The 21946-nt window shown below is 46.4% G+C and carries 19 protein-coding genes and 1 tRNA gene; 4 read left to right on the top strand and 16 right to left on the bottom strand.

Features of this window, described 5'->3' with window-relative positions; translation table 11 throughout:
• Positions 1–97 precede the first annotated feature (97 nt).
• The gene (gene porU2 / locus FSB75_RS21200) at positions 98–5218 is read right to left on the bottom strand and encodes a putative type IX secretion system sortase PorU2 (protein WP_146791548.1); all 5121 of its coding nucleotides are present in this window, start codon (positions 5216–5218) and stop codon (positions 98–100) included.
• Positions 5219–5241: 23 nt separating this feature from the next.
• Positions 5242–6354, bottom strand: a complete 1113-nt coding sequence (locus tag FSB75_RS21195) for a putative type IX sorting system protein PorV2 (protein WP_146791546.1) — start codon at positions 6352–6354, stop codon at positions 5242–5244.
• Between the two features lie 441 nt (positions 6355–6795).
• On the opposite strand from FSB75_RS21195, the gene tyrS reads away from it, so the two are divergent.
• The gene (gene tyrS / locus FSB75_RS21190) at positions 6796–8070 is read left to right on the top strand and encodes a tyrosine--tRNA ligase (protein WP_146791543.1); all 1275 of its coding nucleotides are present in this window, start codon (positions 6796–6798) and stop codon (positions 8068–8070) included.
• Positions 8071–8265: 195 nt separating this feature from the next.
• Here the strand turns inward: tyrS and FSB75_RS21185 are convergent, their stop codons facing one another.
• The 5 genes from FSB75_RS21185 to sppA form a co-directional block, all read right to left on the bottom strand.
• Positions 8266–9594, bottom strand: a complete 1329-nt coding sequence (locus FSB75_RS21185; protein ID WP_146791541.1) for an APC family permease — start codon at positions 9592–9594, stop codon at positions 8266–8268.
• 13 nt (positions 9595–9607) lie between these two features.
• Complete coding sequence (locus tag FSB75_RS21180; protein WP_146791539.1) at positions 9608–10900, bottom strand: aminotransferase class V-fold PLP-dependent enzyme; 1293 nt, start codon at positions 10898–10900, stop codon at positions 9608–9610.
• A 139-nt stretch (positions 10901–11039) separates the two neighbouring features.
• Positions 11040–12134: an ABC transporter permease gene (locus FSB75_RS21175; RefSeq protein ID WP_146791537.1), complete on the bottom strand. Its 1095-nt coding sequence runs from the start codon at positions 12132–12134 to the stop codon at positions 11040–11042.
• 52 nt (positions 12135–12186) lie between these two features.
• Positions 12187–12534 carry a four helix bundle protein gene (locus FSB75_RS21170; RefSeq protein WP_146791534.1) on the bottom strand — a complete coding sequence of 116 codons (348 nt, stop codon included), beginning with the start codon at positions 12532–12534 and terminating at the stop codon, positions 12187–12189.
• 54 nt (positions 12535–12588) lie between these two features.
• On the bottom strand, positions 12589–14337 hold the full coding sequence (gene sppA / locus FSB75_RS21165; protein WP_146791532.1) for a signal peptide peptidase SppA: 1749 nt from the start codon (positions 14335–14337) through the stop codon (positions 12589–12591).
• Positions 14338–14500: 163 nt separating this feature from the next.
• Between sppA and folK the strand changes: the two genes are divergently transcribed.
• The gene (gene folK / locus FSB75_RS21160) at positions 14501–14983 is read left to right on the top strand and encodes a 2-amino-4-hydroxy-6-hydroxymethyldihydropteridine diphosphokinase (protein WP_146791530.1); all 483 of its coding nucleotides are present in this window, start codon (positions 14501–14503) and stop codon (positions 14981–14983) included.
• Positions 14984–15021: 38 nt separating this feature from the next.
• On the top strand, positions 15022–15654 hold the full coding sequence (locus tag FSB75_RS21155; protein WP_146791528.1) for a deoxynucleoside kinase: 633 nt from the start codon (positions 15022–15024) through the stop codon (positions 15652–15654).
• 16 nt (positions 15655–15670) lie between these two features.
• On the opposite strand, the gene FSB75_RS21150 is transcribed toward FSB75_RS21155, so the two are convergent.
• Genes FSB75_RS21150 through hisH form a run of 4 tightly spaced genes read right to left on the bottom strand, consistent with a single transcriptional unit; the run spans position 15671 to position 18203 of the window.
• Positions 15671–16120, bottom strand: a complete 450-nt coding sequence (locus tag FSB75_RS21150; protein WP_146791526.1) for an endo-arabinase — start codon at positions 16118–16120, stop codon at positions 15671–15673.
• A 12-nt stretch (positions 16121–16132) separates the two neighbouring features.
• Positions 16133–16891, bottom strand: a complete 759-nt coding sequence (hisF, locus tag FSB75_RS21145; protein WP_146791524.1) for an imidazole glycerol phosphate synthase subunit HisF — start codon at positions 16889–16891, stop codon at positions 16133–16135.
• A 2-nt stretch (positions 16892–16893) separates the two neighbouring features.
• The gene (gene hisA, locus FSB75_RS21140) at positions 16894–17613 is read right to left on the bottom strand and encodes a 1-(5-phosphoribosyl)-5-[(5-phosphoribosylamino)methylideneamino]imidazole-4-carboxamide isomerase (protein ID WP_146791522.1); all 720 of its coding nucleotides are present in this window, start codon (positions 17611–17613) and stop codon (positions 16894–16896) included.
• Positions 17613–18203 carry an imidazole glycerol phosphate synthase subunit HisH gene (gene hisH, locus FSB75_RS21135; RefSeq protein ID WP_146791519.1) on the bottom strand — a complete coding sequence of 197 codons (591 nt, stop codon included), beginning with the start codon at positions 18201–18203 and terminating at the stop codon, positions 17613–17615. Before hisH ends, hisA begins: the two co-directional genes overlap by 1 nt.
• Positions 18204–18219: 16 nt before the next feature.
• On the opposite strand from hisH, the gene FSB75_RS21130 reads away from it, so the two are divergent.
• Positions 18220–18292, top strand: a tRNA-Gly gene (locus tag FSB75_RS21130).
• Here FSB75_RS21130 and trpA read toward each other — a convergent pair.
• The 5 genes from trpA to FSB75_RS21105 all read right to left on the bottom strand — a co-directional run bounded on the left by trpA (position 18292) and on the right by FSB75_RS21105 (position 21938).
• Positions 18292–19062, bottom strand: a complete 771-nt coding sequence (trpA, locus tag FSB75_RS21125; protein ID WP_146791517.1) for a tryptophan synthase subunit alpha — start codon at positions 19060–19062, stop codon at positions 18292–18294. The two genes, FSB75_RS21130 and trpA, sit on opposite strands and share 1 nt — an antisense overlap.
• Positions 19059–19481, bottom strand: a complete 423-nt coding sequence (locus FSB75_RS21120; protein ID WP_146791515.1) for a DUF695 domain-containing protein — start codon at positions 19479–19481, stop codon at positions 19059–19061. Before FSB75_RS21120 ends, trpA begins: the two co-directional genes overlap by 4 nt.
• Before the next feature lie 79 nt (positions 19482–19560).
• Entirely contained in the window at positions 19561–20820 is a 1260-nt protein-coding gene (gene trpB, locus FSB75_RS21115) for a tryptophan synthase subunit beta (protein ID WP_146791513.1), read from the bottom strand.
• 87 nt (positions 20821–20907) lie between these two features.
• On the bottom strand, positions 20908–21267 hold the full coding sequence (locus FSB75_RS21110) for a cupin domain-containing protein (RefSeq protein ID WP_146791511.1): 360 nt from the start codon (positions 21265–21267) through the stop codon (positions 20908–20910).
• Entirely contained in the window at positions 21267–21938 is a 672-nt protein-coding gene (locus tag FSB75_RS21105; protein WP_146791509.1) for a phosphoribosylanthranilate isomerase, read from the bottom strand. Before FSB75_RS21105 ends, FSB75_RS21110 begins: the two co-directional genes overlap by 1 nt.
• Positions 21939–21946 lie beyond the last annotated feature (8 nt).

Genomic DNA, 21946 nt, shown 5'->3' with positions numbered 1-21946 from the left:
AATTTTTTGTACAGCATCCTTACACACAGTAAATGATGTTTCTGTTAACCGATAAAAAAATTCCCTGCTTGCGCAGGGAATTTTTGCAGGATTTTGTTTACCGCATAAGGTACATCTTACCGTACCCTTTGGTAAAGTATTTATCAGTGTCGTCGTTCGCGTCGCGATACTTTTCCAGGGCTTTCCCGTTTTCATTTGTTACCACGCGGTACAAGTAAACACCGTTTGCCAGTTTCTGCCCAAATTGATCCGTGCCGTCCCATTTAAACTCCGTAATGTTTCGGCCAATGTGCAAAGAGCCCAGTTCGGCTTTTGTTATCTCGCGAACAATCTTTCCGGTCACCGTCATGATCTCGATCTTTAGGTTTTGCGGCACCTCCACACCGGTTACCGTGAACACAAACGCGGTTGATGTGGTGAACGGGTTTGGATAATTGAGCATGTTCGAAATCATTGGCTTGTTGTACACCTTAAAGGAAACGCGGTATTCCACATCACCAGCGTTGTTCTGGCTCATGTCCTTACCCGAAACAATCAACTCATAATCCCCGTCCTGTGTGAAATAAGGACGCAGGTTTATCGTGGCCGTATTGTTTGAAGAAGGTGCCGGTTGCGCCGGCGTAAAGTGCAAGGTATCGTTGTTGAAAAAGTAGCTCCGCGTACTGCCATCGGGGAAACGCACTTTCACTTTGACCGATGCGGTGTCGGTTAACATATACCACTTCGATTCGTCTTTTATTTTCACCATGATGTCCGGCTTGGCCGCCACGATGTCGTGGTTCAAAATATGCACGTTGTCGAAGGTTACATCCATCAACGGTTTCAAGGTATCAGGTCGCACATAAAACTGTACGAAGGCAAAATTATTGAAATGGTATTGTTCGACTTGATCGTTGTCCGGGTTCACATCAATGAGCAGGGTATTGTTCCCAACCAACGATTTCGTGTCAACGGGCGCATACACATGCAAGGTATCGTTGCCCGCTAGCGGCCGTTGCTTGTTTACCGGAATCAGGTGCTGCACATTGTTTTTGTCAGTTACAATCAATTTCACCTTCAGGCTATCGAAAGGCGTGGCCGTAAGGTTTTTGAAAGCGATTCTAAAGTCAAGCGGCTCGGCAACGTCCAGCGTATCTTTCTTTTGCATAAAGATGCCTGGAGCGATTGCGCCTTCCGGTGCCGGCGATCCGGTTATGCGCCAGTAATCGAGTTGGAACGGTGTGTGAAAAGCGCTGTCCGTGTTTTGCATGAACAGTTTCAGGTTAGGGTATTGGCTTGCGTTTACAAAAGAAAGATCTACGGTTTTGCGGTTCAAACCAATGTTGGACACAAGTGTATCCATAACACCACTGTTTTTAATGCCAATAACCGATAACACTGGCGCATCTCCCGGCCCGTTGTCCGGAGAAGTTCCGTCCCAGCGAAGTTCTTTCCAGGCTTTTGCCGGCCCAAATACCGGTGAGGACACAGTACCGCTACTGCCAAATGTTGTGGTCTCTGCTGAAAGCGTAATCAAATCGTATAAGCCCTTGCTGACAATGTATTTGGGCTGATAGCCACTTACGCCCTTTTGGTAAACAAAGGCCCATGACTTTCTTGCGTTCAGAGAATCAATGCCTAAAAAGCCGGCCGCCAGCAATTTGTGGTAAAGCGAATTGTTTGACCCGTATAAAGTCGTATCGCTGCGCCAGGTTGAGGATAAACCACCAATGGGATTGGCATCAATGCTTCGCACAGCAACATAAGCACCCACGGGAATGGAATCCATAAAGTCCATCATCAGCTTGCGGCTTTGGGACGTCATGTATGAAAACTCAAAATTGTTTTGCCGGCCGGGTGCGCAATTAGCCGAGCCGCTTCCAAAACGATAGAGGTTGTTTCCATTTGCATCCAGGTTGCGCCATGGAATAAACGTGTTCGGGTCAAAGACATTAAAGATCAAAGAATTTCCCACGCAGGCACTCCGGATGTAGGGCGCGCCGTCTACGGAAACAACATAATCTCCTTCCGCTACACTGCCAAAAGGGTAAACCGTATTTTTTATAAAAAGGTCGTGAGGCTGTTTGTAGTAAACCCAACGACGGCTGCCCGAATCAAGACCCATGTTAGAAGACATTGACTTCAGGTGCTGAAAGAAATGGGATTGGTTGTAGCCAAAATCACTGTTGGCCAAATACAAAAACGAAGACGTATTCCAAGTGTATTTCCCGTTGCTCGTATCGGGACTAATGCGCCAATAATATACTGTTCCGGAAGCAAGCGTTACGCCAGGATTAAACTCTATCGTTCCGCCGGGCGAGGAAAGCGTTTGCACAACCTTTACCGGCGAATTGAACAACTCCGTTGTATCAAATTCCATCCGGTATTGTTTTGTGGCGCTAAATGGATTTGCCGTAGAAGCTTTCAACGTTACAGTCGGCTGGTTGATGATGGAAAAATTAAAGGGATAAACGGGTCTTGCTTCGTCTTCAAAAATGATGAACTCCTTGGTAACGGTATTGTTGGTTTCAAATAATTCATCTATCTGGTTATCGGCATCAATAGTGAACTGCAAACGGTTGGTGCCTTTGTCTTTCAATGGATCAATCGGAATGGAAAACGAAAGCGAGTCTGCATAACGGATACCGGCAATCGTATCTCTGCGAAGGGTAACAAAGGGGCCACTACCAACTTGCCGCTTCGTTTCCAAAACAATTTTATTGCTAATGGCTTTTCCAAGGTTGAGCATTTTCAGGTTTACGGAAAATGTTTGATCAGCCACCGTTACAATGGCAGGTGAAACTTTTATTAACGTATCCACCAAAGTATAATCGGGCTTTGCCTGCTGGTTCATCCGCAAACCCGGATCACCGTTAAGGATGGTTTGCTCAGCATTGCAACGGGCAAGAAAATCATCCGGGCTGAACAAACCGAAAACCTCCTCAATAGTTTTCTTCATTACATCACCAATTGGGCTCCGGTACATTGGCCGGCAAATGTTGGTGTAAGCCCGCAGGTTCCAGTAATCGAGGTAATGCACGATACCAAAGGAAGTAGAAGCAATAAAGTTGATTGAACCGCCGTCCGGTGCCAGCACGTATTTATCCGATAAATAATTGCGTTGCCCAAAACGGTTTTCGTTGTAATCGAAGGTGTTCCCGGCGTTGCAGCCAAGCGCAAAAAACATGGGATATTTTCCTTTGTTGCTGTAGTTTGCGGGATCATCGAGGTTAAACTCTAACGTGGTAGCCGACGAGTGGCCGTAATAGGTTATCAAGCTCAAGCCCTCGTTAACAAGATTTACCAGATCAGCATCCGTTAGTTGCTGTACCAGATTGGTACTGGTTTTGGCAAAAGTGGTCACTTTAGCGCCATACAGCGTGTCTTCAATAATACGTTTGTAAGCATTCAGATTATTAATCAAAGTTGACGCAAGCGGTTCTTCGCCGGCACCGGCAATATGGGCAATATTTTTCATCCACGCTTTGTCCCCCACAGCAGGTGAAAGCGTTTGCTGGGCCAGCTCGTACTCTTTTACCTTTTTCAGGTAAACGCTGACTTCAGCAGGTGTAATAGCGGTTACGCGGCCAATTGGGGTTGCCGGTGAAGATGTCCCGGGCTCTGCCGCCAACAGCATATCCGATGCCGGCCAGCCAAACGTAGGAACGAGATTTAATTTTGCCAGATTATCCTTTTGCGTTGACGAACCACCGGCATCAATACTCCGCTGATCTAAATAGTGCACACCACGACCGACAATTAAAACTTCTTTCGGTGCGGCTGTAAATTTATTTCGTGCAAACCGGATAAAGTTGCGAATACCGGCGGGGTTCTTTTTAATGCCGAAACCAAATTGATCGGCAAGTTGGTCTTCCAAATAAATTTTTGCGTTGTAGCCCCCGCCTTGGGCCGAAGCACGATAGGCCCTGTAGTCATCTACTGGATTGCTGCCATTTGCACCGTTGAACAGAGCCGAATTGGAAACGATTAAGTAATCTCCCTGGTTAGCCGTTGCTGCGTAATTAATAAAGTTGCGGGATTGCAAAGCATCTATTGAGGCAATGTTGCTCGCCGCTTCACTTACCAAAACAAGACTGCGTGTTACAGCAGAAGACTGCAAAGCAAACTTCACCAGTGAGCCTGAAATTTCACCAACGTACCGCTTGCCGTTGGTGAGGTCGTACAAAACCGGCGCTGTGCCGCCGCCTGAAAAATTGCTTATCTCTAAATAATTACCGGCCGCTGAAGCCGGAAGGTTAAATTCAAAATTGACTTCACCGCCAAAGTTGAACTGGCGCGGGTAAGTCATTTCAATTTTGTGAACCACCAAACGGTCAATGTTTATGCAGGGGGCTATTGTGCAAGGATCGGAAAGATTAGTAACGGCAAGCGCAGCATTGCCTGAACTGAGTTGCGATAAATTAAACGTCGCTTGATCAGTAGAAGAATTCAGATAAGGGACGGCACCGCCCAGAACTGAATCGCCGTTAAGCGTTATGCGGTAACGCCGCGATGGATGCGTGGCATTGCCGCCCACGCTTGCGTTGATCAGCGGTGCAGGCCCGGCGGAAGCCGGATAAAGATTCGAAAAATAATTAGAGGTCAATGTGCCGTAACCGGGCGTTTGGTTAAGACTGATCGTCGTTTGAATATCGGCCGACGTCCAACCTTCGTTTATGTCGTACGAAGAAGAATACAGGTGTTCGCCGCTTACGTCAAAAAAATAACCGCTGTTGATCTTGTCCTTAAAATATTGCCCTTTGGTGTAAAGAAAATAGGGCTCAACAGGCAGCGAATTACCGGCAACATCGTTGGCCGTTGGTTGTAAGCGCAGGTGTGCACCGGCCGGATTTGCCGTCAGGAAATACGTCGCCGAATCACTGATCAAACTCCATTTATCGTTCAGTTGATAAGAAGGGTCGCGGTAGAGTTCTTTATCGGGCTTGCCGTCGTTCATCTTACCCCAAAACTCAATATAATCCGAAGCGCCTAAGGTGCCCGAAGAAACGGAGGTATAAACGGGTACTTGCACGCCGTTGCGCCAAAGTTGAAATTGGTCAGCCGTTGCCGAAGCTAAACCCGCAGAAGAAAGCGTGGCACCGGTAATGCGGTACAAACCGTCTTTGCCCACGCGAAACTTGTAGTAGGTTTTGCTGTAATCAATCCACTCGTTGTTGTACACCTGCGCTTTGGCCACAAAAGCCACCAGCATCAGCATGCCAAGCAGAACTTTTCTCATCGGAATAAATTTTAGTACGGAGGTTATTTTTTCTTTTTGTTTTTGTTGTTCACAAGGTCAAGCTGTAAGGAAAACACGTGCGTGTAAAGCGGGCTTGATTGGTTGGCCAGGTTTACAAAGGCGTAATCAATGCGCACGTTTTGCAACCGGAAACCCACGCCGGCGCTGGGCTGGTAAATCCAGACTTTCTTTTGATTCAGCGTATCTCCGTCGCTTAAGGCCCGCTGAAAATTGTTAATGCCGCCGCGCAAAAAAACAGAATTGCTGATGTTAAGTTCCGCACCAATCTTTGGATCAATACTGATGGGATCAGCACTTACAAGTGTATTGCGTCTGCCGTCGAAGGTTAAATCAAAATTGGCTTCGGCCAGCAGGCTTAATTTTTTGCTGAAGCGAAAGTCGCGGCCCGCACCCAAAACCAAGCGCGGAGCGGTCATTTCGGTTGACTTTACAGGAATGTCGTTGTTCGTTAGATAAAGTGCTTCTTTCTCTTTCTCGGTAAAGGAAAAAGACCAGGAGTTAAACGTGGTGGTGATGTCGCGGCCCGCAATGCCGAAATGCCAGCCACCGGATTTTATTTGCAAGCCTGCATCTATTCCAAAGCCCCAGGCTTTGGCAAACGAGCCCACGCTGCGGTGAATCACTTTTGCGTTGATGCCGAAACTGATGTTTTTGTTGGCTGACTCTTTCAGCTTCTGCGCCAGCGAAAAAAGAAAGGCATAATCGGCCGAAGAAAAAGACTTGATGTTGTTGTAATTGATAGAGCCGTCGGGTTCCACCAAAAACAAAGTATTCATAATGTCATCAACTGCAAAGCGCAAAGCCGTAACCCCAATGGTTCGTTTGTTGTTAGCCGTAGGAATGGCAATGCTCAGGTAATCGTACTTACCAATGCCGGCGAAATACTCTGCGTGCATTAAATTGACTTGCGCCTGGTCTTTCACACCCGTTAATCCGGCAGGATTCCAATAACCCGCCGTTCCGTCTTGCACGGTGGCTATTTGCGCACCGCCCATTGCCAGGCCGCGGGCGCCGGCGCCGATGTTTAAAAATTCGTTGGAATACTTGCGGAATTGAGAAAAAGAGGAAAAGGAAAGCAGGCTTGCAAGAGCAAGTGCAGCGGTTTTCAGCTTCATGGTTGTGCGTTCAGATATGCGATGGATGATAAATAGTCGTTTTTTAATGGATATTGGCTTTGTCAACAAATATAGTCCACAGAACCGTAATTCATAATATGGTGGCGGCTGAAGGCCCGAAACAGCCGACGAGTTGATGGGTGGATTGGCTGGTGCGATGATCGGCCCTATGCAGTTGCGGATTCCTATTGATATCTGCTGTACTGCCCAAAGGCTGCGGGATAGAAGCGAAAAGGCCGAAGCTGAAGGCTTTGCGTGAGGCCTGCGGCAAAGGCCTTGCAGCGAATAGCCCGAACAAAAGTTGAAAAACACGCCGAAGCCGAAAGCCCCACAATCGCTTTCACCTTCCTACATTTGCGGCCTGTCATAAAATTCGTTGACCGTTGTTTGTCGTTCGAAGCACCGCAACAACAACCATCGGCCAACCATCAACGATCAACAATGAATTTAATCGAAGAACTCCGCTGGCGCGGATTGATACAGGACATTATGCCGGGCACCGAAGAGCAATTGCAAAAAGAAGTGACCGGCGGTTACGTAGGCTTTGACCCGACGGCCGATTCGCTGCACATCGGCAGCCTTGTGCCCATTTTGCTGCTGGTGCATTTGCAACGGGCCGGTCACAAACCTTTCGCTCTCGTGGGTGGCGCCACCGGCATGGTAGGCGACCCAAGCGGTAAAAGCGCCGAAAGAAATTTGCTGAGCGAAGACGTGCTGCAAAAAAACGTTGCTGGTATTCGTGCACAGTTGATGAAGTTCCTGGATTTCACACCGGGGCCGACGGCAGCGGAAATGGTAAACAATTATGATTGGTTTAAGGACCTGTCTTTTCTGCATTTCATTCGCGATGTGGGCAAACACATCACCGTGAATTACATGATGAGCAAGGACAGCGTGCGCAAACGCATCGAAGGCGAAGCGGGGATTTCGTTTACTGAATTTACCTACCAGTTAATCCAGGGCTATGATTTTTACTGGCTCTATCAAAACAAAAATTGCAAGCTGCAAATGGGCGGTTCCGATCAATGGGGAAACATTACAACCGGCACGGAACTCGTTCGCCGCAAAGCTGGTGGCGAAGCCTTTGCCTTTACTTGCCCGCTACTGACAAAAGCCGACGGCAGCAAGTTTGGCAAATCGGAAGGCGGCAACGTTTGGCTGGATGCAACGAAAACAACGCCTTATCAATTCTACCAGTTTTGGCTAAACGCAACCGATGCCGACGCAGAAAGTTGGATCAAAATTTTTACGTTTTTATCGAACGTAGAAATTGAAGCCTTGATTGAAGAACACAAAGGAGATGCAAGCAAACGCATCTTGCAAAAACGTTTGGCAAAAGAGTTAACCGTTTTCGTTCACGGCGAAGAAGAATACAACAAAGCCATTGAAACCACACAGAAATTGTTTGCACAGCAAAACGCTTCCGCAGACAGCTTGAGTGCCCAAGATTTGGAAGGAATGGATGGCATTGTGAAGGTGCAATACGCGATGGACAATTTGCAAAACGGTGTAAACATCGTTGACTTGGTAACAGTAACGAATATTTTTCCCAGCAAAGGCGAAGCAAGAAAGATGATCCAGAACGGTGGCTTGAGCATCAACCGCGAAAAAGTGAGCGATGCGCAAATGCAAGTAACTGCATCCAACTTGCTGCACGAAAAATATTTGTTGGTGCAAAGAGGAAAGAAAAATTATTACCTCATCACGGCAGAATAATTTTCAAAAGAGAAAAGAGGCCCATCCCTGAGAGCTTCGCTCGTAACCTGTCGGTTACCCGGTGGAAGGCCATCAGAACACAGCCCACGCTTTGCAACGTTGCTTCTTCATTTCAATTAACCAGAAAACAAAAATTTTTCCAAACTCTTTCTCCCCTTTCCCATCGGGAAGGGGCTTTAGCACCATCTATCCGCTTTAATGAATAGTTGTTGGGGATGGGCCGCGGCTTTCTTTGAGATAATAAACGGCCACGCCGGCAAGGGCAATCAATCCGCCGTACAAAGCAAACCATCCCGTTGCCTGGAAAAGAAAAATCCAAACAACAATAGAAAGAATAACCGGCAACGGAAAAAGCCACATTCTAAAAGGCAAATTTTCATTACCAAATCTTCTTCGCAAAAGCACCACGCCAACCGCTTGCCCGATGAATTGAATCAAAATGCGCATGGCAAGAATGGCCTTGATCACATCGCCTAAACGAAAGATCAAGCTGAAAACAAAACCTACCGCACACAAAACAATCAACGACACGTAAGGGAAATCTTTTGTTGGGTGAAGCCTTGAAAATATTTTAAAAAAGTTGCCGTCAACGGCCGCCGCGTAAGGCACACGCGAATAGCCCAACACAACGGCGAACAGCGACGACAAAGCGATAAAAAGAATCAATACCGTCACTGTGTTTCCACCACTTGCGCCGTACAATTGCTCCATGAAGGAACTCATCAAATGTTTGTCATCTCCCTTCACCGCTTGCCAGGGCATAACGGACATCACGCTAATATTCATCAGCACGTACAAAATACCAATGCCGGCGATGGAAATAAAAATGCTTCGCGGAATGTTCTTCTGCGGTGTTTTTATTTCACCGCCCAAATGACACACGTTGTAATAACCGAGGTAAGAATAAACCGTTTGCACCGAGCCGTAGCCGATGGCGGCAAGAAAGGCTTTGTTGAAAAAAGATTCACCCGCAGGCGGCAACAGATTAATGGAATGATGCTGGTGCGTTAAACCGCTGATGATGATCCACAAAATGGTGAGAATAACGATGCTTCCGAGAGCAACCGAAATTTTTCCAATGGTTTCAATCTTGCGGTAAAGCAAACAAAAAACAAGAATGACCAATGCACCGGAAACTGCCTTTTGTTCCAACGCCGTTAAGTGCACTAAGTAAGAAAGATATTGCGCAAAACCGATGGCGCCTGAGGCCACGACAAGCGGCGCTTGAATACTGGTTTGCCACACAAACAAAAAGCTCATGAGCCTTCCGCCTTTTTCACCAAAGGCAATGCGGTGAAAATTATACGTGCCGCCGGCAAGCGGATATTTCGCACCCAGTTCGCTCCAGATCATTCCGTCAATCAGCGCCACAAAAGCGCCAAATATCCAGGCCCAAATAAACAAGCCCGTATGAAAATAACTGACCACCAACGGCAGCACAACAAAAGGCCCGATGCCTACCATGTCAATCATGTTGATGGCCGTGGCTTGCAACAAGGTCAGTCTTCGTTTAAGTTCCTGCATTCCTTTCTACTAATTAAAGCCGGGCGAAGTTCGTAATCCCTTCTACCAAAGTGTCAAGATTTTTTGTGGTGGTGTAAACGTTTGGTGTAATGCGAACGCCGCTGATATTCTCCCAGTTGATAGTTGTTGTGTGAACTTTATAATTGTTGAAGAGAAAAGCATCCAGTTCCGAAGGCTTCTTTCCTTCTATTGCAACCATGCCGATGGCGCAGCCCCATTTCGGATTTAAGGATGTGAGCAGCTTCACCCCGCGAACGTCTTTCACCTTTTCCATCCAGTAATTTTTTAAATAGTGCAGACGCTTTTGTTTTCGTTCAATGCCGATGGCGTCGTGAAACTCTATGGCCTTGCCAATGGCTTGCTCAATGTAGAACGGCCTCGTGCCGAGTTGTTCAAATTTTCGGATGTCGTTCGTCAGTGTATCGTTTGCCGCAAAGAGCGGATAAAGGTTTTTGATCTTCTCCCGCCTCACGTAAAGCACGCCACTGCCGATGGGTGCGTACAACCATTTGTGCAAACTGCTTGCAAAATAATCAGCGCCGAGTTCGGGAATGGTAAACGCAAAATGCGCCAGGCTGTGTGCACCGTCAACCACCACTTCGATGCCGCGTTTATGTGCTTCGTCGGCAATTTTACGCACGGGTAAAATTTGGCCGGTCCAGTTGATGATGTGCGTGATGTTGACGGCTTTTGTTTTGGACGAAAACGCATTTACGTATTGCTTCACCAAATAACTTTCGTCTTCCGAAGGCAGTTCTAAATTCACCCACACGAGCTTTACTTTGTCGCGTTGTTCTCTTTGCTGCCAGGCATGAACCACGTTTGGATAATCCTGTTTGCTCAACACCACTTCGTCTCCTTCTTTTAACGTCAAGCCAAAGATGACCGTTTCCAAACCTTCGGATGAATTGCGGTTGATAGCAATTTCTTCGGCATTGCAACCCGCAAGTTTTGCAAGATTGGCCCGCAAGGGCTCACGACCCTGATCGAGCACACGCCACATATAATAACTCGGCGCTTCGTTGCTGTAATCGTAAAAACGCTTCATCGCGTCTTGCACCGTTTTGGGCGCCGGCGACACGCCGCCGTTGTTTAAATTGATGAGGGAAGGAGAAACCGTGAAGGATTGCTGAATGTAATACCAGAAGTCTTCATCGCTTGCCAATTCATCGGGCGGTGTCGCACTGCATTTATTCAAAGCCTTTTCAAGATTGCGGCTCCATGCCGGCTGAAATAAGGACGAGGCGAAAGCAGCCGCTGAAGCCATACCTGCTTTCTGCAAAAAATTTCGGCGGTTAAAGGCCATAAAAGCGTTTTGCTAAAAGTACCGAAATGAAAAGAGTTGAGAATTATGAATTACGAATGAAGAATGCCGAATACAAAACGCAGCATATTTTAAGTTTTGGACCTGTATTGCTCACTATTTGCTACTCTCTAATGATTGCTTACTCCCACCGGAAAAACTTCGCCGTTACCAAATACACGGCTGCGCCCCAAACCACCATTATCAATATCTGCGGCCAGCAACTCCAAAGCGATGAACCTTCAAAGGCCACGTTGCGCAGCGAATCATTCAAGGCCGTCAACGGTAAAAACTTTAAAAAAGGTTGCAGGCCTTCGGGCAAAGCAGACTTCGGAAAAAAGGTTCCTGATAAAAAATATTGCGGGAACATGAACAGGTTGGCGTAAATAGGAATCACGTTTTGATTGCGCGAAATGCCGCTGATTAAAAAACCAAAACCCATGAACACCAGCAAGCCCAAACAGGAAAGAAGCAACATGTCGAAGAAAGTGAAGATGCCGTTGGCAAGTGTGAAGTGATACATGAAATAACCAAAGGCAATGAGTACGACAACCGTTAATAACTGAAACAAAACTTTTGAAAAGCTTTCGCCCAAAATGATGCTGCCTTTGCTGATGGGCGTAGCATACATGCGTTTCAGCACCAGGGTTTCTCGCAGCGAAAAAAACAAAAAGGCCACGCCAAACACTGCCGAGCCAATGAGCGAAAAGCCGATCATACCCGGTAGAAAGAAATCAATCATTTTATACTTGCGGCCGGGCACTTTTACGGTATTAATGTTGGCGATTGTTTTCCGGTCGGTAGTAAACATTCGGTCAAGCGAATCAATTTCGTATTTCAAAACCGGGAGCAACTGTCCCATCTCCCTTTGGCTTGCCGAAGACGTGCGCAGGTTAATTACATAAGGCACAGCACCGGGTGTTTGCTTTACGTCAATCACCGCGGTAATGCGTCCTTTCACCAATTCGTCTTCGATGTCTTTCTTTTTTGGATCGGCAAATTTCAACGCCGGGTTGTGTTCTAATTGCTGGTACAAAACGGTTGAAGAATCCACGCCTTTTTCCCAGGCAACATCAACCGTGGGAATGCCGCCACCGCCCGACAGCGAACCGAAAATCCAAATGAGCACGATGGGAAAAAACAAGGAAAAGAAAATGGATTGCGGACTGCGAAACGTGGCCGTTAAACTTGCTTTAGTAACGGCCAGCATGGCGCGAAGTTGACTGTATTGCTGCATAGTGAGTTTTTTGTGAGACGTCAAACGTGAAAAGTGAGACAAGGCATCCCAGTTATACAATCGTGTTGGAGAGCATGGCAAAACATTTGTTCAACTCACCTAAGTTTTTTAATTGTTCTAAGCGATAATAATTTAAATCCAAAGCCGTTTCAAAGGCCGCATCAATTTCAACAACCGAGCCTCGTGCTATTTCAATAAAACGATTTCTTTCTATCTCGGAACGCCTCGTTGAACCTTCGGCTACATTCAACTTTACCGATAAAGCAGCCTTTCTGATTTGCTGTACCACATTAAACTTTTCTTCCGATGGTAACAACATCGAGAGATTATAAATCTCCTTTGTCAATTCACGTACGGCCTCGTAAACATGAAGTGATTTGTGTTTGAGTTGCAAAAACATAATCGTTGGTTTTGGTTTAGTGTTTTTTTGGTTTCACGTCTATCGTCTCACCTCTCACTTTATGATGATTTCAAACGGAAGCCGCGCCTGTACGGAACCCGTCATGGCCTTTATTTTTTTAAGTTGTTCAACGATGCGGTAATTCTCTTCGCCTATTTCTTCTTTCATCATCGCAGCAGGTTCTTGCTTCTTTTTATTTAAAAGATTGTTCAACCAGCTTTCGGTTTCGGGATATTCGCGCAGGCCGTAATCGGAAAGCTTTGCCATGCGTGCGGCACAATCGATGGCGTCTTGCAAATTTCCCAATCTATCAACAAGCCCGATGCGCACCGCATCTTCTCCGCTCCACACACGGCCTTGCGCAATGCTTTCAATGTAAGCCGTATCTCTCTTTCGGCCTGCGGCCACGCGGCTTTTAAACTGCGCATAAATTCTTTCTACGCTTGCTGTCAACAGCGCTTTGTCTTTTTCGTCAATGGGCCTGTAAACATTTACCGCACCGGCGTGTGGCGCCGTGCTTACGCCGTCGAAGGTGATGCCCAGTTTGTTTTTAAAGAAGCCTTGCATGTTGGGTATGATCGAAAACACGCCGATGGAACCGGTGATGGTATTGGGGTGCGCAAACACGCTGTCGGCGCCGCAGGAAATGTAATAGCCGCCCGATGCAGCCACATCGCCCATGCTGACGATGACCGGTTTTTTATCTTGCTGTCTTGCCACTTGTATTTCTCGCCAGATAACATCGCTAGCCAGTGCGCTGCCGCCGCCGGAGTTCACACGAAGCACAATGGCTTTTACGTTTTCATCAAGCCTTGCTTTGCGAATGAGTGCCCGAAAAGTTTCGCCACCTATCTGTGTGTTGCTGCCATCGCCGTCAACAATATCGCCCTCGGCATAAATAACAGCAATCTTATCTTTACCCGACTTGCGCACGTTTACCGCATCGTTGTAATCGTTTATGGAAAGAAGATTTAGTTTGTCGGCACGGCCAATGGCCAGATCCTTTTTGATTTCGTCTTTCACTTCATCATCGTACTTGGTGCCGTCAATCAGGTTTGCGGCAAGTGCATCCTGCGGGGTTTGAATTTTTGCCTCAGCGGCAAGGCGGTAAAGCGTAGCGGTATCCAACTTTCTTGCAACAGCGGTTTGCTGCAGAAAATAATTGTACAAATCACCCAACCACTCCGTTGTTTGCAAACGGTTTTCCGGCGTCATTTTTTCGGTGCGAAAAATTTCGGTGGCGCTTTTGAACTTTCCCGCATAAAATATTTGTGGTTGAATGTCGAGCTTTTCCAACGTGCCCTTCAAGAAGGGAAGTTCTACGCTGAAGCCCGTCCAATCCATGCCTCCCGTTGGATTGATGTAAATTTTATTGGCTGCGCTGGCAACAAAATAAGCCTGTTGCGAAACCGTGTTGCCGAAAGCAATGACAAACTTCTTTGAGGCCTTGAAGTCGAGCAATGCTGTGCGGATTTCGTCGCTGGAAGCATAACCGTTGCCGTTGCCGTCAACTGACAAATAAATGCCGCGGATATTTTTGTCGGTCTTTGCTTCGCGAATCAGCCGAACCACGTCGAACAGCGCCGGCAGTCGCTCCTCGCCCAACACGGCCAGTGGCAAACTGGACTCGTGTTCGGGAAAATGCTTGCTCAGGTCAATTACCAGCACCGATTTGTCTTCCACATTGGGCTTGGACTTTTCGGCGAAGCCTTTCACCAGCCCAACAAGAACAAAGAAAACAATAAGGCTGAAGACGGTAAGCGCCAACAATGAAGCAAAGAATATTTTAAAAAAACTGCGCATCGGCAAAAATTTGGGTTCGTCAAAAATAAGTGATGAACAGCGATGCGAACGTACAACCCTTCGGCAGGCTCAGGGTGGCAAGCAACAGCGACGCAAGCCCAATGGATATTCTGGCTCCTGGTCAAAAAGAATAAAAGATATTTGACGCCGCAGCATTACTAAAATGAACAAAGCATATTTACTCATAGGCGGCAATATGGGCAACCGGGAGAGCCATCTTTCCGGCGCAAGAAAAAACATTGAAGAAGTTTGCGGACGCATTGTTGCGCAATCAGGGATCTACGAAACGGCCGCCTGGGGATTGGAAAATCAGGATGCTTTTTTGAACCAGGTTTTGCTGATAGAAACCGGTTTTAACGCTGAAGATTTACTTCAAAAAATACTGGCCATTGAAGAAGCCCTGGGCCGCAAACGCGACATAAAATACGGCCCGCGCATTGTTGACATCGACATTCTTTTTTTTAACGACGAGGTAATTAAAACCGAAGGCTTAACGGTGCCGCATCCCGAAATGCAGGCCCGCCGTTTTGTACTCGTGCCACTGGCGGAAATTGCCGCAAGAAAAATTCATCCTTTGCTTCACAAATCCGTTTCACAGCTTCTGGACGAATGTCCTGACAAATTAGCTGTGCAAAAGTTTCGGTAGTTGATTGCGGCAACATCTCTTATTTTGCCGTCCCTGAAATGAAGTATTCGTTTGTTACCATAGAAGGCAACATTGGCGCGGGAAAAACAACGCTGTCGCACCTGCTTGCAAAGCATTACAACGCACGCCTGATTCTGGAGCAGTTTGCCGACAATCCTTTCCTGCCCAAGTTTTACGAGAACCCGCAGCAATACGCTTTCCCACTAGAACTGTTTTTTATGGCGGAACGCTTCAAGCAGTTAAAAGAATTGTTGCAACAAAAGGATTTGTTTCAAAACGTTACCATCTCCGATTATCTTTTTACCAAATGCTTGTTGTTCGCCAAAGTCAATCTGCCTGATGACGAGTTTAGGCTTTACCAACGGCTGTTCGACATCATTCTGCAACAGCTTGTTCAACCCGAGATTTTAATTTACCTGCACGCACCGGTGAGCAAGTTGCAGCAGAACATCAAAAAAAGAGGACGGACCTACGAGCAGGGCATTGCGGATGATTATCTTTTCAGCATTCAGGAAACGTACACGCACTACATAAAGCAACACAACCTGCGAACGCTTTTTGTGGATGCATCCAACGCCGATTTTTTGGGTAATGAAAAACATTTGCAAGTCATCGTTGAGGCGTTGGACAAAGAATATGAAGTAGGGCAACATTACTTGACGTTGCCGTAAATGCTTTCCTCGAAAATTATTTTGCCGCAGGATTGTATATGTGAATGGATTGACCCACGAGTTTCCAATTTCCCTTTACTTTTTCCAGCATTCGCATTTCGTGCGAATAGGTTCTTTGTCCGTTAGGTGCGGTAGATATTTCATCGTGGCTTACCCAAGCCTCGTTATCGTGCACATGAAACTTATACTTCAAATTCATTGACGAACCGCCTTTGTCCATTTGCTTGGGATCGGGTGTGATCATGTTCTGCGGCGGCACGTCAAAACAACGTCCATCGGCCAATGAAACCAGTACACGGCTGTAAGGCTTGATTTGCCAGCAGGCTGCATGTGCTTTTACGTCGCCGGCACGCCAGGTTTGCGATTCTTTTTCCAACAAGCTTTTAATCGCCGTTGTATCGTTTGCGGATTGGGCTTGAGAAAGTCTGCAACAAAACAAGCAAAGAAAAAGGCAAGCGTATTTCATTTGGAACGAGTTTTAAATTCTTATGGCGAGATTTCGTTGCTGCAAGAAATGCTTTAACTCCGGTATCTCGATTTCTTTAAAATGAAACACGCTTGCGGCTAGTGCCGCATCGGCATGTGCCTGAAGAAACACGTCGGCAAAATGTTCCATCTTTCCACCACCGCCAGATGCAATAACCGGTATCGGCAAGTTTTCTGAAAGTTGTTTTGTAATGTCGAGCGCAAAACCCGCTTTCGTTCCGTCGTGATTCATTGACGTAAGCAGAATTTCTCCCGCACCTAAATCAACCGCACGTTTGGCCCAATCAAAACATTTTGTTTCGGTTTTGGTGCGGCCTCCGTGTAGGTAAACATACCACTCGCCGTCTTCTTCTTTTTTTGTGTCAATCGCAAGTACCACGCATTGACTTCCGGCTGTGTTGGCAATGTCGGTTATCACATCAGGATTGTTATACGCGGCTGTGTTGATGGAAATTTTATCGGCGCCGTTGTTCAACAAAACCGAAACATCATCCACTGTTTTGATGCCACCGCCCACGGTGAAAGGAATGTTGATGGTATGCGCCACACGCTTCACCAGTTCAGCCAAAGTTTTGCGGCGTTCAACGGTTGCGGTGATGTCAAGAAAAACCAATTCGTCTGCGCCCTGCTGTGCGTAGTTTGCAGCCAGTTCCACAGGATCACCAGCATCGCGGAGGTTCACGAAGTTGGTGCCTTTTACGGTGCGTCCGTCTTTAATGTCAAGGCAGGGGATGATGCGTTTTGCTAGCATAATCAAGCGTTGATTTTTTTCAACTCATTCACAGACACACGGCCTTCGTAAATGGCCTTTCCAATGATGACGCCTTTGCAACCAATCTCCTGCAAACGATAAACATCATCAACGGAACTTACACCTCCACTGGCTACAAAATGAAGCTCCGGAAATTTTTCAACGATGTTTTTATAGAGTTCTGTTGAAGGACCTTCCAGCGCACCGTCCTTCGAAACATCGGTGCAAAAAATTTGCGTCAATCCTTTTTGGAAATAATCTTCGATGAAATCGTAAATCCAAATTTCGGTTTGCTCCGTCCAACCGCTGATGGTTAACTTTTCCTTTTTAACATCAGCCCCCAAAAAGAATTTATTTGCACCAAACTTTTGCAGCCATTGTAAAAATGTTTCTTTTTCTTTCACGGCCATACTGCCGATGGTGGCCAATGCCGCACCGGATTCAAAAACAATCTGCACGTCTTTTTCCGACTTGATGCCGCCGCCAAAATCAATCGTCATGGCTGTTTTGCCGGCAATACTTTCCAGCACTTTCCAATTACGCACCTTGCCTTCTTTGGCGCCGTCCAAATCAACCAAATGCAAGCGCTTCAAACCTGCGTCTTCAAATTGTTTGGCCACTTCCAACGGGTGTTCGTTGTAAACTTTTTTCTGCGAATAATCGCCGTGCGTAAGGCGTACGCATTTGCCGTCAATAATGTCTATTGCAGGAATAATTTCCATTAGAGGTTTAAAAAGTTTTGAATGATCCTATCACCAATGCCGGCGCTTTTTTCGGTATGAAATTGCACACCGTAAAAATTATCTTTATTCACGGCCGCAGCGTATTCCAAACCATAATCGCATTTTGCGATTGTGTATTCACTGTCCTCAGCAAAATAGCTGTGCACGTTGTAGATATAACTGTTCTCCTGGATGTCGTTAAACAAATCCGAACGCAGTTCGTAGATGGTGTTCCAGCCGACTTGCGGAACTTTCAACGTTGAACGTTGAGCGCTGAATTTTTGAACTTTTACCGGCACAATTCCTAAACAAGTCGTGTCATTTTCTTCCGAATATTCGCAAAGCAATTGCATGCCTACGCAAATGCCAAGCACCGGTTGTTTTAATTCTTTAATGACTTTATCCAGGTTGGTATGTTGCAGGCTTTTCATGGCGCTGCTGGCTTCACCTACGCCGGGAAAAATAACTTTATCTGCCGTTTTTATTTTTTCGGCGTCGTCGGTTACTTCAGCATTCACACCTAATCGCTCCAATGCCGTCAGCACCGATTGAATATTTCCCGCGTTGTATTTGATGATTGCAAGATTCATTGTATTTTCATTTCAAGCGGAAGTAGCTCATCTGGTAGAGCGACAGCTTCCCAAGCTGTAGGCGGCGGGTTCGAGTCCCGTCTTCCGCTCATCCAATTACTTCGTTCAAAAATTTCTTTGTTGCTCTTTCAACGTCATTTCCGTTCTCCACAGCTTTGATGTATGCACTGCCGATGATGGCACCGTTTGCGTATTTGCAAGCAGTGTCGAAGGTTGCCTTGTCTTTGATGCCAAAGCCAACAAGGATTGGATTTTTCAGCTTCAGTTCTTTCAATCGCTGCAAATAAGTTTCCACGGGAGAAAAATCTTTGTCCGAACCCGTAATAGAAGAAGATGAAACAGCGTACAAAAAGCCCGTGCTTAAGTTGTCTAATTTTTTTATGCGCTCTTCGGATGTTTCCGGCGTAACAAGAAAAACAAAATCAAGCCCGTGCTTTTTTACTACTGCCGCGTATTCGTTCTCGTATTCAAACATCGGTATGTCGGGAATGATCAAGCCGTCAATTCCAACTTCGCTTGCGGTTGCGCAAAACTTTTCAAAGCCGTATTGCAACAAGGGGTTTAAATAACCCATTAGCACAACAGGTACACTAATTTCTTTGCGAAAATCTTTTAGCTGTTCAAAAAGTTTCGCGATGGTCATGCCGGCCTGCAAAGCTTTTGTACTGCTGGCTTGTATGACCGGCCCATCGGCCAAAGGATCGCTGTACGGCATGCCAAGCTCAATTAAATCAGCACCGTTCTCCTGCAATGCTTTCATCACATTCAAGGTGCTGTCGGCTTGCGGAAACCCTGCCGTGCAATACACGTTCAGCACTCTTTCTTTCTTTCGTTCAAATAGATTCTTTATGCGGCTCATAACAATTCATAAAATGCCGATACGGCTTCCCATGCCTGATCGGGTTCAATTTCCAATTGGTTCTCTCTTTCGATGGTTGACAAAAAGTAGTTAAGAAAACCTTCTACTTTCTCTGGCTCTTTCGTATAAAAAATAACCTGCAACATACGGTACAGCGTAATGTGTCCAGCGTGCACCGTTTGCGTCTGGCTTTCGAGGTAATCAATCATCTTCTTTTCGGCTTCAACGAGGTAATCGTATTCCGTTTCTGTTGGGTGACCAATCTCGTTGTATGCATCAGGCATCAACTCAATAAAAACCGAATGCGTATAGCCGCTCTGCACTCGCGGGTCTTTTAAATCCTTATTGATAACGGCAACGGCCGGAAAGCCTTCGACGTCAAATTCAAAACCGGTGTATGTTGCTGTTTTGCTGTTCACGTTGTAAAATTTAGAATGATGAGTTAAGAATTATGAATGAAGAAGTTTGTACAATGCAATTCCATTCATAATTCTTCATTCATAACTCATAATTATTTTCCATCACCTTCATGTATGTTGCCAAATCTTTGTCGCCACGGCCACTCAAACAAACCACGACCACGTCTTCTTTTTTTAATTCCAATTGGCGCAATGCAGCAAAAGCATGACCGGTTTCCAGCGCCGGAATAATGCCTTCCAGCTTCGCCACTTCAAACGATGCAGCCAACGCTTCTTCATCGGTTGCCGATAAAAATTTTCCTCTGCCACTGTCGTACAAATGTGCGTGAAGCGGTCCTATTCCGGGATAATCCAATCCCGCTGAAATGCTGTGTGGCTCTATCACTTGCCCGTCTTCGGTTTGCATTACAATGCTTTTGCTGCCGTGCAAAACGCCGGCTCTTCCGAGTTGCGTTGTCGCTGCGCTCTTGCCACTGTTTACACCTTCGCCGGCTGCTTCTACCGCTACCAATTCTACTGAAGATTCATCAAGAAAATGATAAAACGCACCGGCCGCATTGCTGCCGCCGCCCACACAAGCCAAGACTTTGTTTGGCAACTCGCTTCCTGTTTTTTCTTTTAACTGCTGACGAATTTCTTTTGAAATCACGCTTTGAAAACGGGCCACCATATCGGGATAAGGATGCGGGCCAACCACGCTGCCGATGATGTAATGCGTGTCGTTTGGATTGTTGATCCAATCGCGAATGGCTTCGTTTGTTGCGTCTTTCAAAGTTTTACTGCCGCTTGTTGCAGGAATCACTTTGGCACCAAGCATCTTCATTCGTGCAACGTTTGGCGCTTGCCGTTCGATGTCTTTTTCGCCCATGTACACAATGCACTCCACGCCTTTCAAGGCACAAACTGTTGCGGTGGCAACGCCGTGTTGTCCCGCACCGGTTTCCGCAATGATTCTTTTTTTACCTAAACGTTCAGCGAGCAAAATTTGTCCAATGGTATTGTTCACTTTGTGCGCACCGGTATGACAAAGGTCTTCGCGTTTTAAAAAAATCTGCGCACCGTGTTCTTTGCTTAGTCGCTGCGCAAAATAAAGCGGCGTTGGCCGGCCCACGTAATCGTGTAAGAGTTGTTGATACTCTTTTTGAAAACTTGCATCGGCCATAATTTCCAAATACTTCGTACGCAATTCCTCCACGTTACGGTGCAACATTTCCGGAATGTAAGCGCCACCAAAGCGGCCGTAGTAGCCGTTTTCATCCGGCGCATACTTGTTAATACCTGCACGGTAATCCACGGCTGAACTTTGGTCTTCGGTCTTTCGCGTTATGTGATAACTCATTTTTAAATTTTTATGTAACCGGCTTCATTGCTACTATAAAGCTGTTGTTGCGTCGCACTCTTGTGCGTTCGGTAATGCTATTCAGCATTAGATCGTTTCTAAATCGTGCTTTGTTTTCTCGTTCGTCACATTGCCCGTGTTCAACGTGCCCGCCGGTTCAAACAACATCACCCAAACTTCTTCATCGGCCACCGGCTTGTGTTCAACACCTCTCGGCACAACAATCATATCGCCTTCGTTCAATTCAACCGTCTTGTCCCTGAATTCCATTCGAAAACTTCCTTTCACTACAAAGAAGGCTTCGTCTTCCTCTTCGTGGTGATGCCATACAAATTCACCTTTAAGCTTTGCCAACTTCACCTGCTGTCCATTCAACTCACCAACAATCTTTGGGCTCCATTGTTCGTTAATCAAATCAAACTTTTGCAACAGGTTTATCTTTTCCATCAAGCACCTTTTAATTCCTTAATAAAGGTCGCCACTTTTGCCAAGTCCTTTACACCGGGCGACGTTTCAAAACGGCTGTTGATGTCCACGGCCATCATATCATTCGCTACGCTGTCTTTCATAAATTCCTTTACCGTTGGCACATCGGTTGGTTCAATGCCGCCGCTCAAAAAAAACGGCTTTCGAATTTCCAGTCCTTTCAAACGGTTCCAATTGAACTTGCGTCCCGTTCCGCCGTAAAGTGTTTTATCCTCCCGTTCCTTTTTTGTTGCCGGCACGCCGGTATCAAAAAGAAAAGCGTCGGTATCGGCGTAAAAATCTTTGATGGTCCATTGTACGTGGTCATTTTCCGAAAACCGAAAGGCTTTTATCACGTCAATATGCGCCGCAATCTTCTGGCACTCGTAAGGCGTTTCGTGTCCGTGCAATTGCACCATATCCAAACCGAATTCCTCAATACGGCGCATTACTTGTTCATAGGTTGCGTCTACAAAAACGCCTACTTTGTACAAAGGCAATTTGGCCTTTTTAACAACCGGGCCGGAAAGACTGAAACGCCCAACAAAACGGGGACTGGGTGCGTAAAAAATGAAACCCGCATAGTTTACGCCCAATTCGGGCAATTGGGTCAGTTGATCCATTTGAGTGATGCCGCAAACTTTTACTTTCATCGGATTGC

Origin of the sequence: Flavisolibacter ginsenosidimutans, assembly GCF_007970805.1 — a bacterium.
Taxonomy (GTDB): domain Bacteria; phylum Bacteroidota; class Bacteroidia; order Chitinophagales; family Chitinophagaceae; genus Flavisolibacter; species Flavisolibacter ginsenosidimutans.
This window is presented reverse-complemented; position numbering and strand designations above follow the sequence as displayed.

What these genes read in the sequence shown, in the direction of transcription:
- FSB75_RS21185 (WP_146791541.1), bottom strand. Translation starts at nt 9,594, where the DNA reads ATGCAGGAACTTAAACGAAGACTGACCTTGTTGCAAGCCACGGCCATC.
- FSB75_RS21155 (WP_146791528.1), top strand. Translation starts at nt 15,022, where the DNA reads ATGAAGTATTCGTTTGTTACCATAGAAGGCAACATTGGCGCGGGAAAA.
- hisH (WP_146791519.1), bottom strand. Translation starts at nt 18,203, where the DNA reads ATGAATCTTGCAATCATCAAATACAACGCGGGAAATATTCAATCGGTG.
- hisA (WP_146791522.1), bottom strand. Translation starts at nt 17,613, where the DNA reads ATGGAAATTATTCCTGCAATAGACATTATTGACGGCAAATGCGTACGC.
- FSB75_RS21110 (WP_146791511.1), bottom strand. Translation starts at nt 21,267, where the DNA reads ATGGAAAAGATAAACCTGTTGCAAAAGTTTGATTTGATTAACGAACAA.
- sppA (WP_146791532.1), bottom strand. Translation starts at nt 14,337, where the DNA reads ATGCGCAGTTTTTTTAAAATATTCTTTGCTTCATTGTTGGCGCTTACC.
- FSB75_RS21175 (WP_146791537.1), bottom strand. Translation starts at nt 12,134, where the DNA reads ATGCAGCAATACAGTCAACTTCGCGCCATGCTGGCCGTTACTAAAGCA.
- FSB75_RS21180 (WP_146791539.1), bottom strand. Translation starts at nt 10,900, where the DNA reads ATGGCCTTTAACCGCCGAAATTTTTTGCAGAAAGCAGGTATGGCTTCA.
- FSB75_RS21105 (WP_146791509.1), bottom strand. Translation starts at nt 21,938, where the DNA reads ATGAAAGTAAAAGTTTGCGGCATCACTCAAATGGATCAACTGACCCAA.
- FSB75_RS21150 (WP_146791526.1), bottom strand. Translation starts at nt 16,120, where the DNA reads ATGAAATACGCTTGCCTTTTTCTTTGCTTGTTTTGTTGCAGACTTTCT.
- trpA (WP_146791517.1), bottom strand. Translation starts at nt 19,062, where the DNA reads ATGAGCCGCATAAAGAATCTATTTGAACGAAAGAAAGAAAGAGTGCTG.
- hisF (WP_146791524.1), bottom strand. Translation starts at nt 16,891, where the DNA reads ATGCTAGCAAAACGCATCATCCCCTGCCTTGACATTAAAGACGGACGC.
- FSB75_RS21195 (WP_146791546.1), bottom strand. Translation starts at nt 6,354, where the DNA reads ATGAAGCTGAAAACCGCTGCACTTGCTCTTGCAAGCCTGCTTTCCTTT.
- trpB (WP_146791513.1), bottom strand. Translation starts at nt 20,820, where the DNA reads ATGAGTTATCACATAACGCGAAAGACCGAAGACCAAAGTTCAGCCGTG.
- porU2 (WP_146791548.1), bottom strand. Translation starts at nt 5,218, where the DNA reads ATGAGAAAAGTTCTGCTTGGCATGCTGATGCTGGTGGCTTTTGTGGCC.
- tyrS (WP_146791543.1), top strand. Translation starts at nt 6,796, where the DNA reads ATGAATTTAATCGAAGAACTCCGCTGGCGCGGATTGATACAGGACATT.
- folK (WP_146791530.1), top strand. Translation starts at nt 14,501, where the DNA reads ATGAACAAAGCATATTTACTCATAGGCGGCAATATGGGCAACCGGGAG.
- FSB75_RS21170 (WP_146791534.1), bottom strand. Translation starts at nt 12,534, where the DNA reads ATGTTTTTGCAACTCAAACACAAATCACTTCATGTTTACGAGGCCGTA.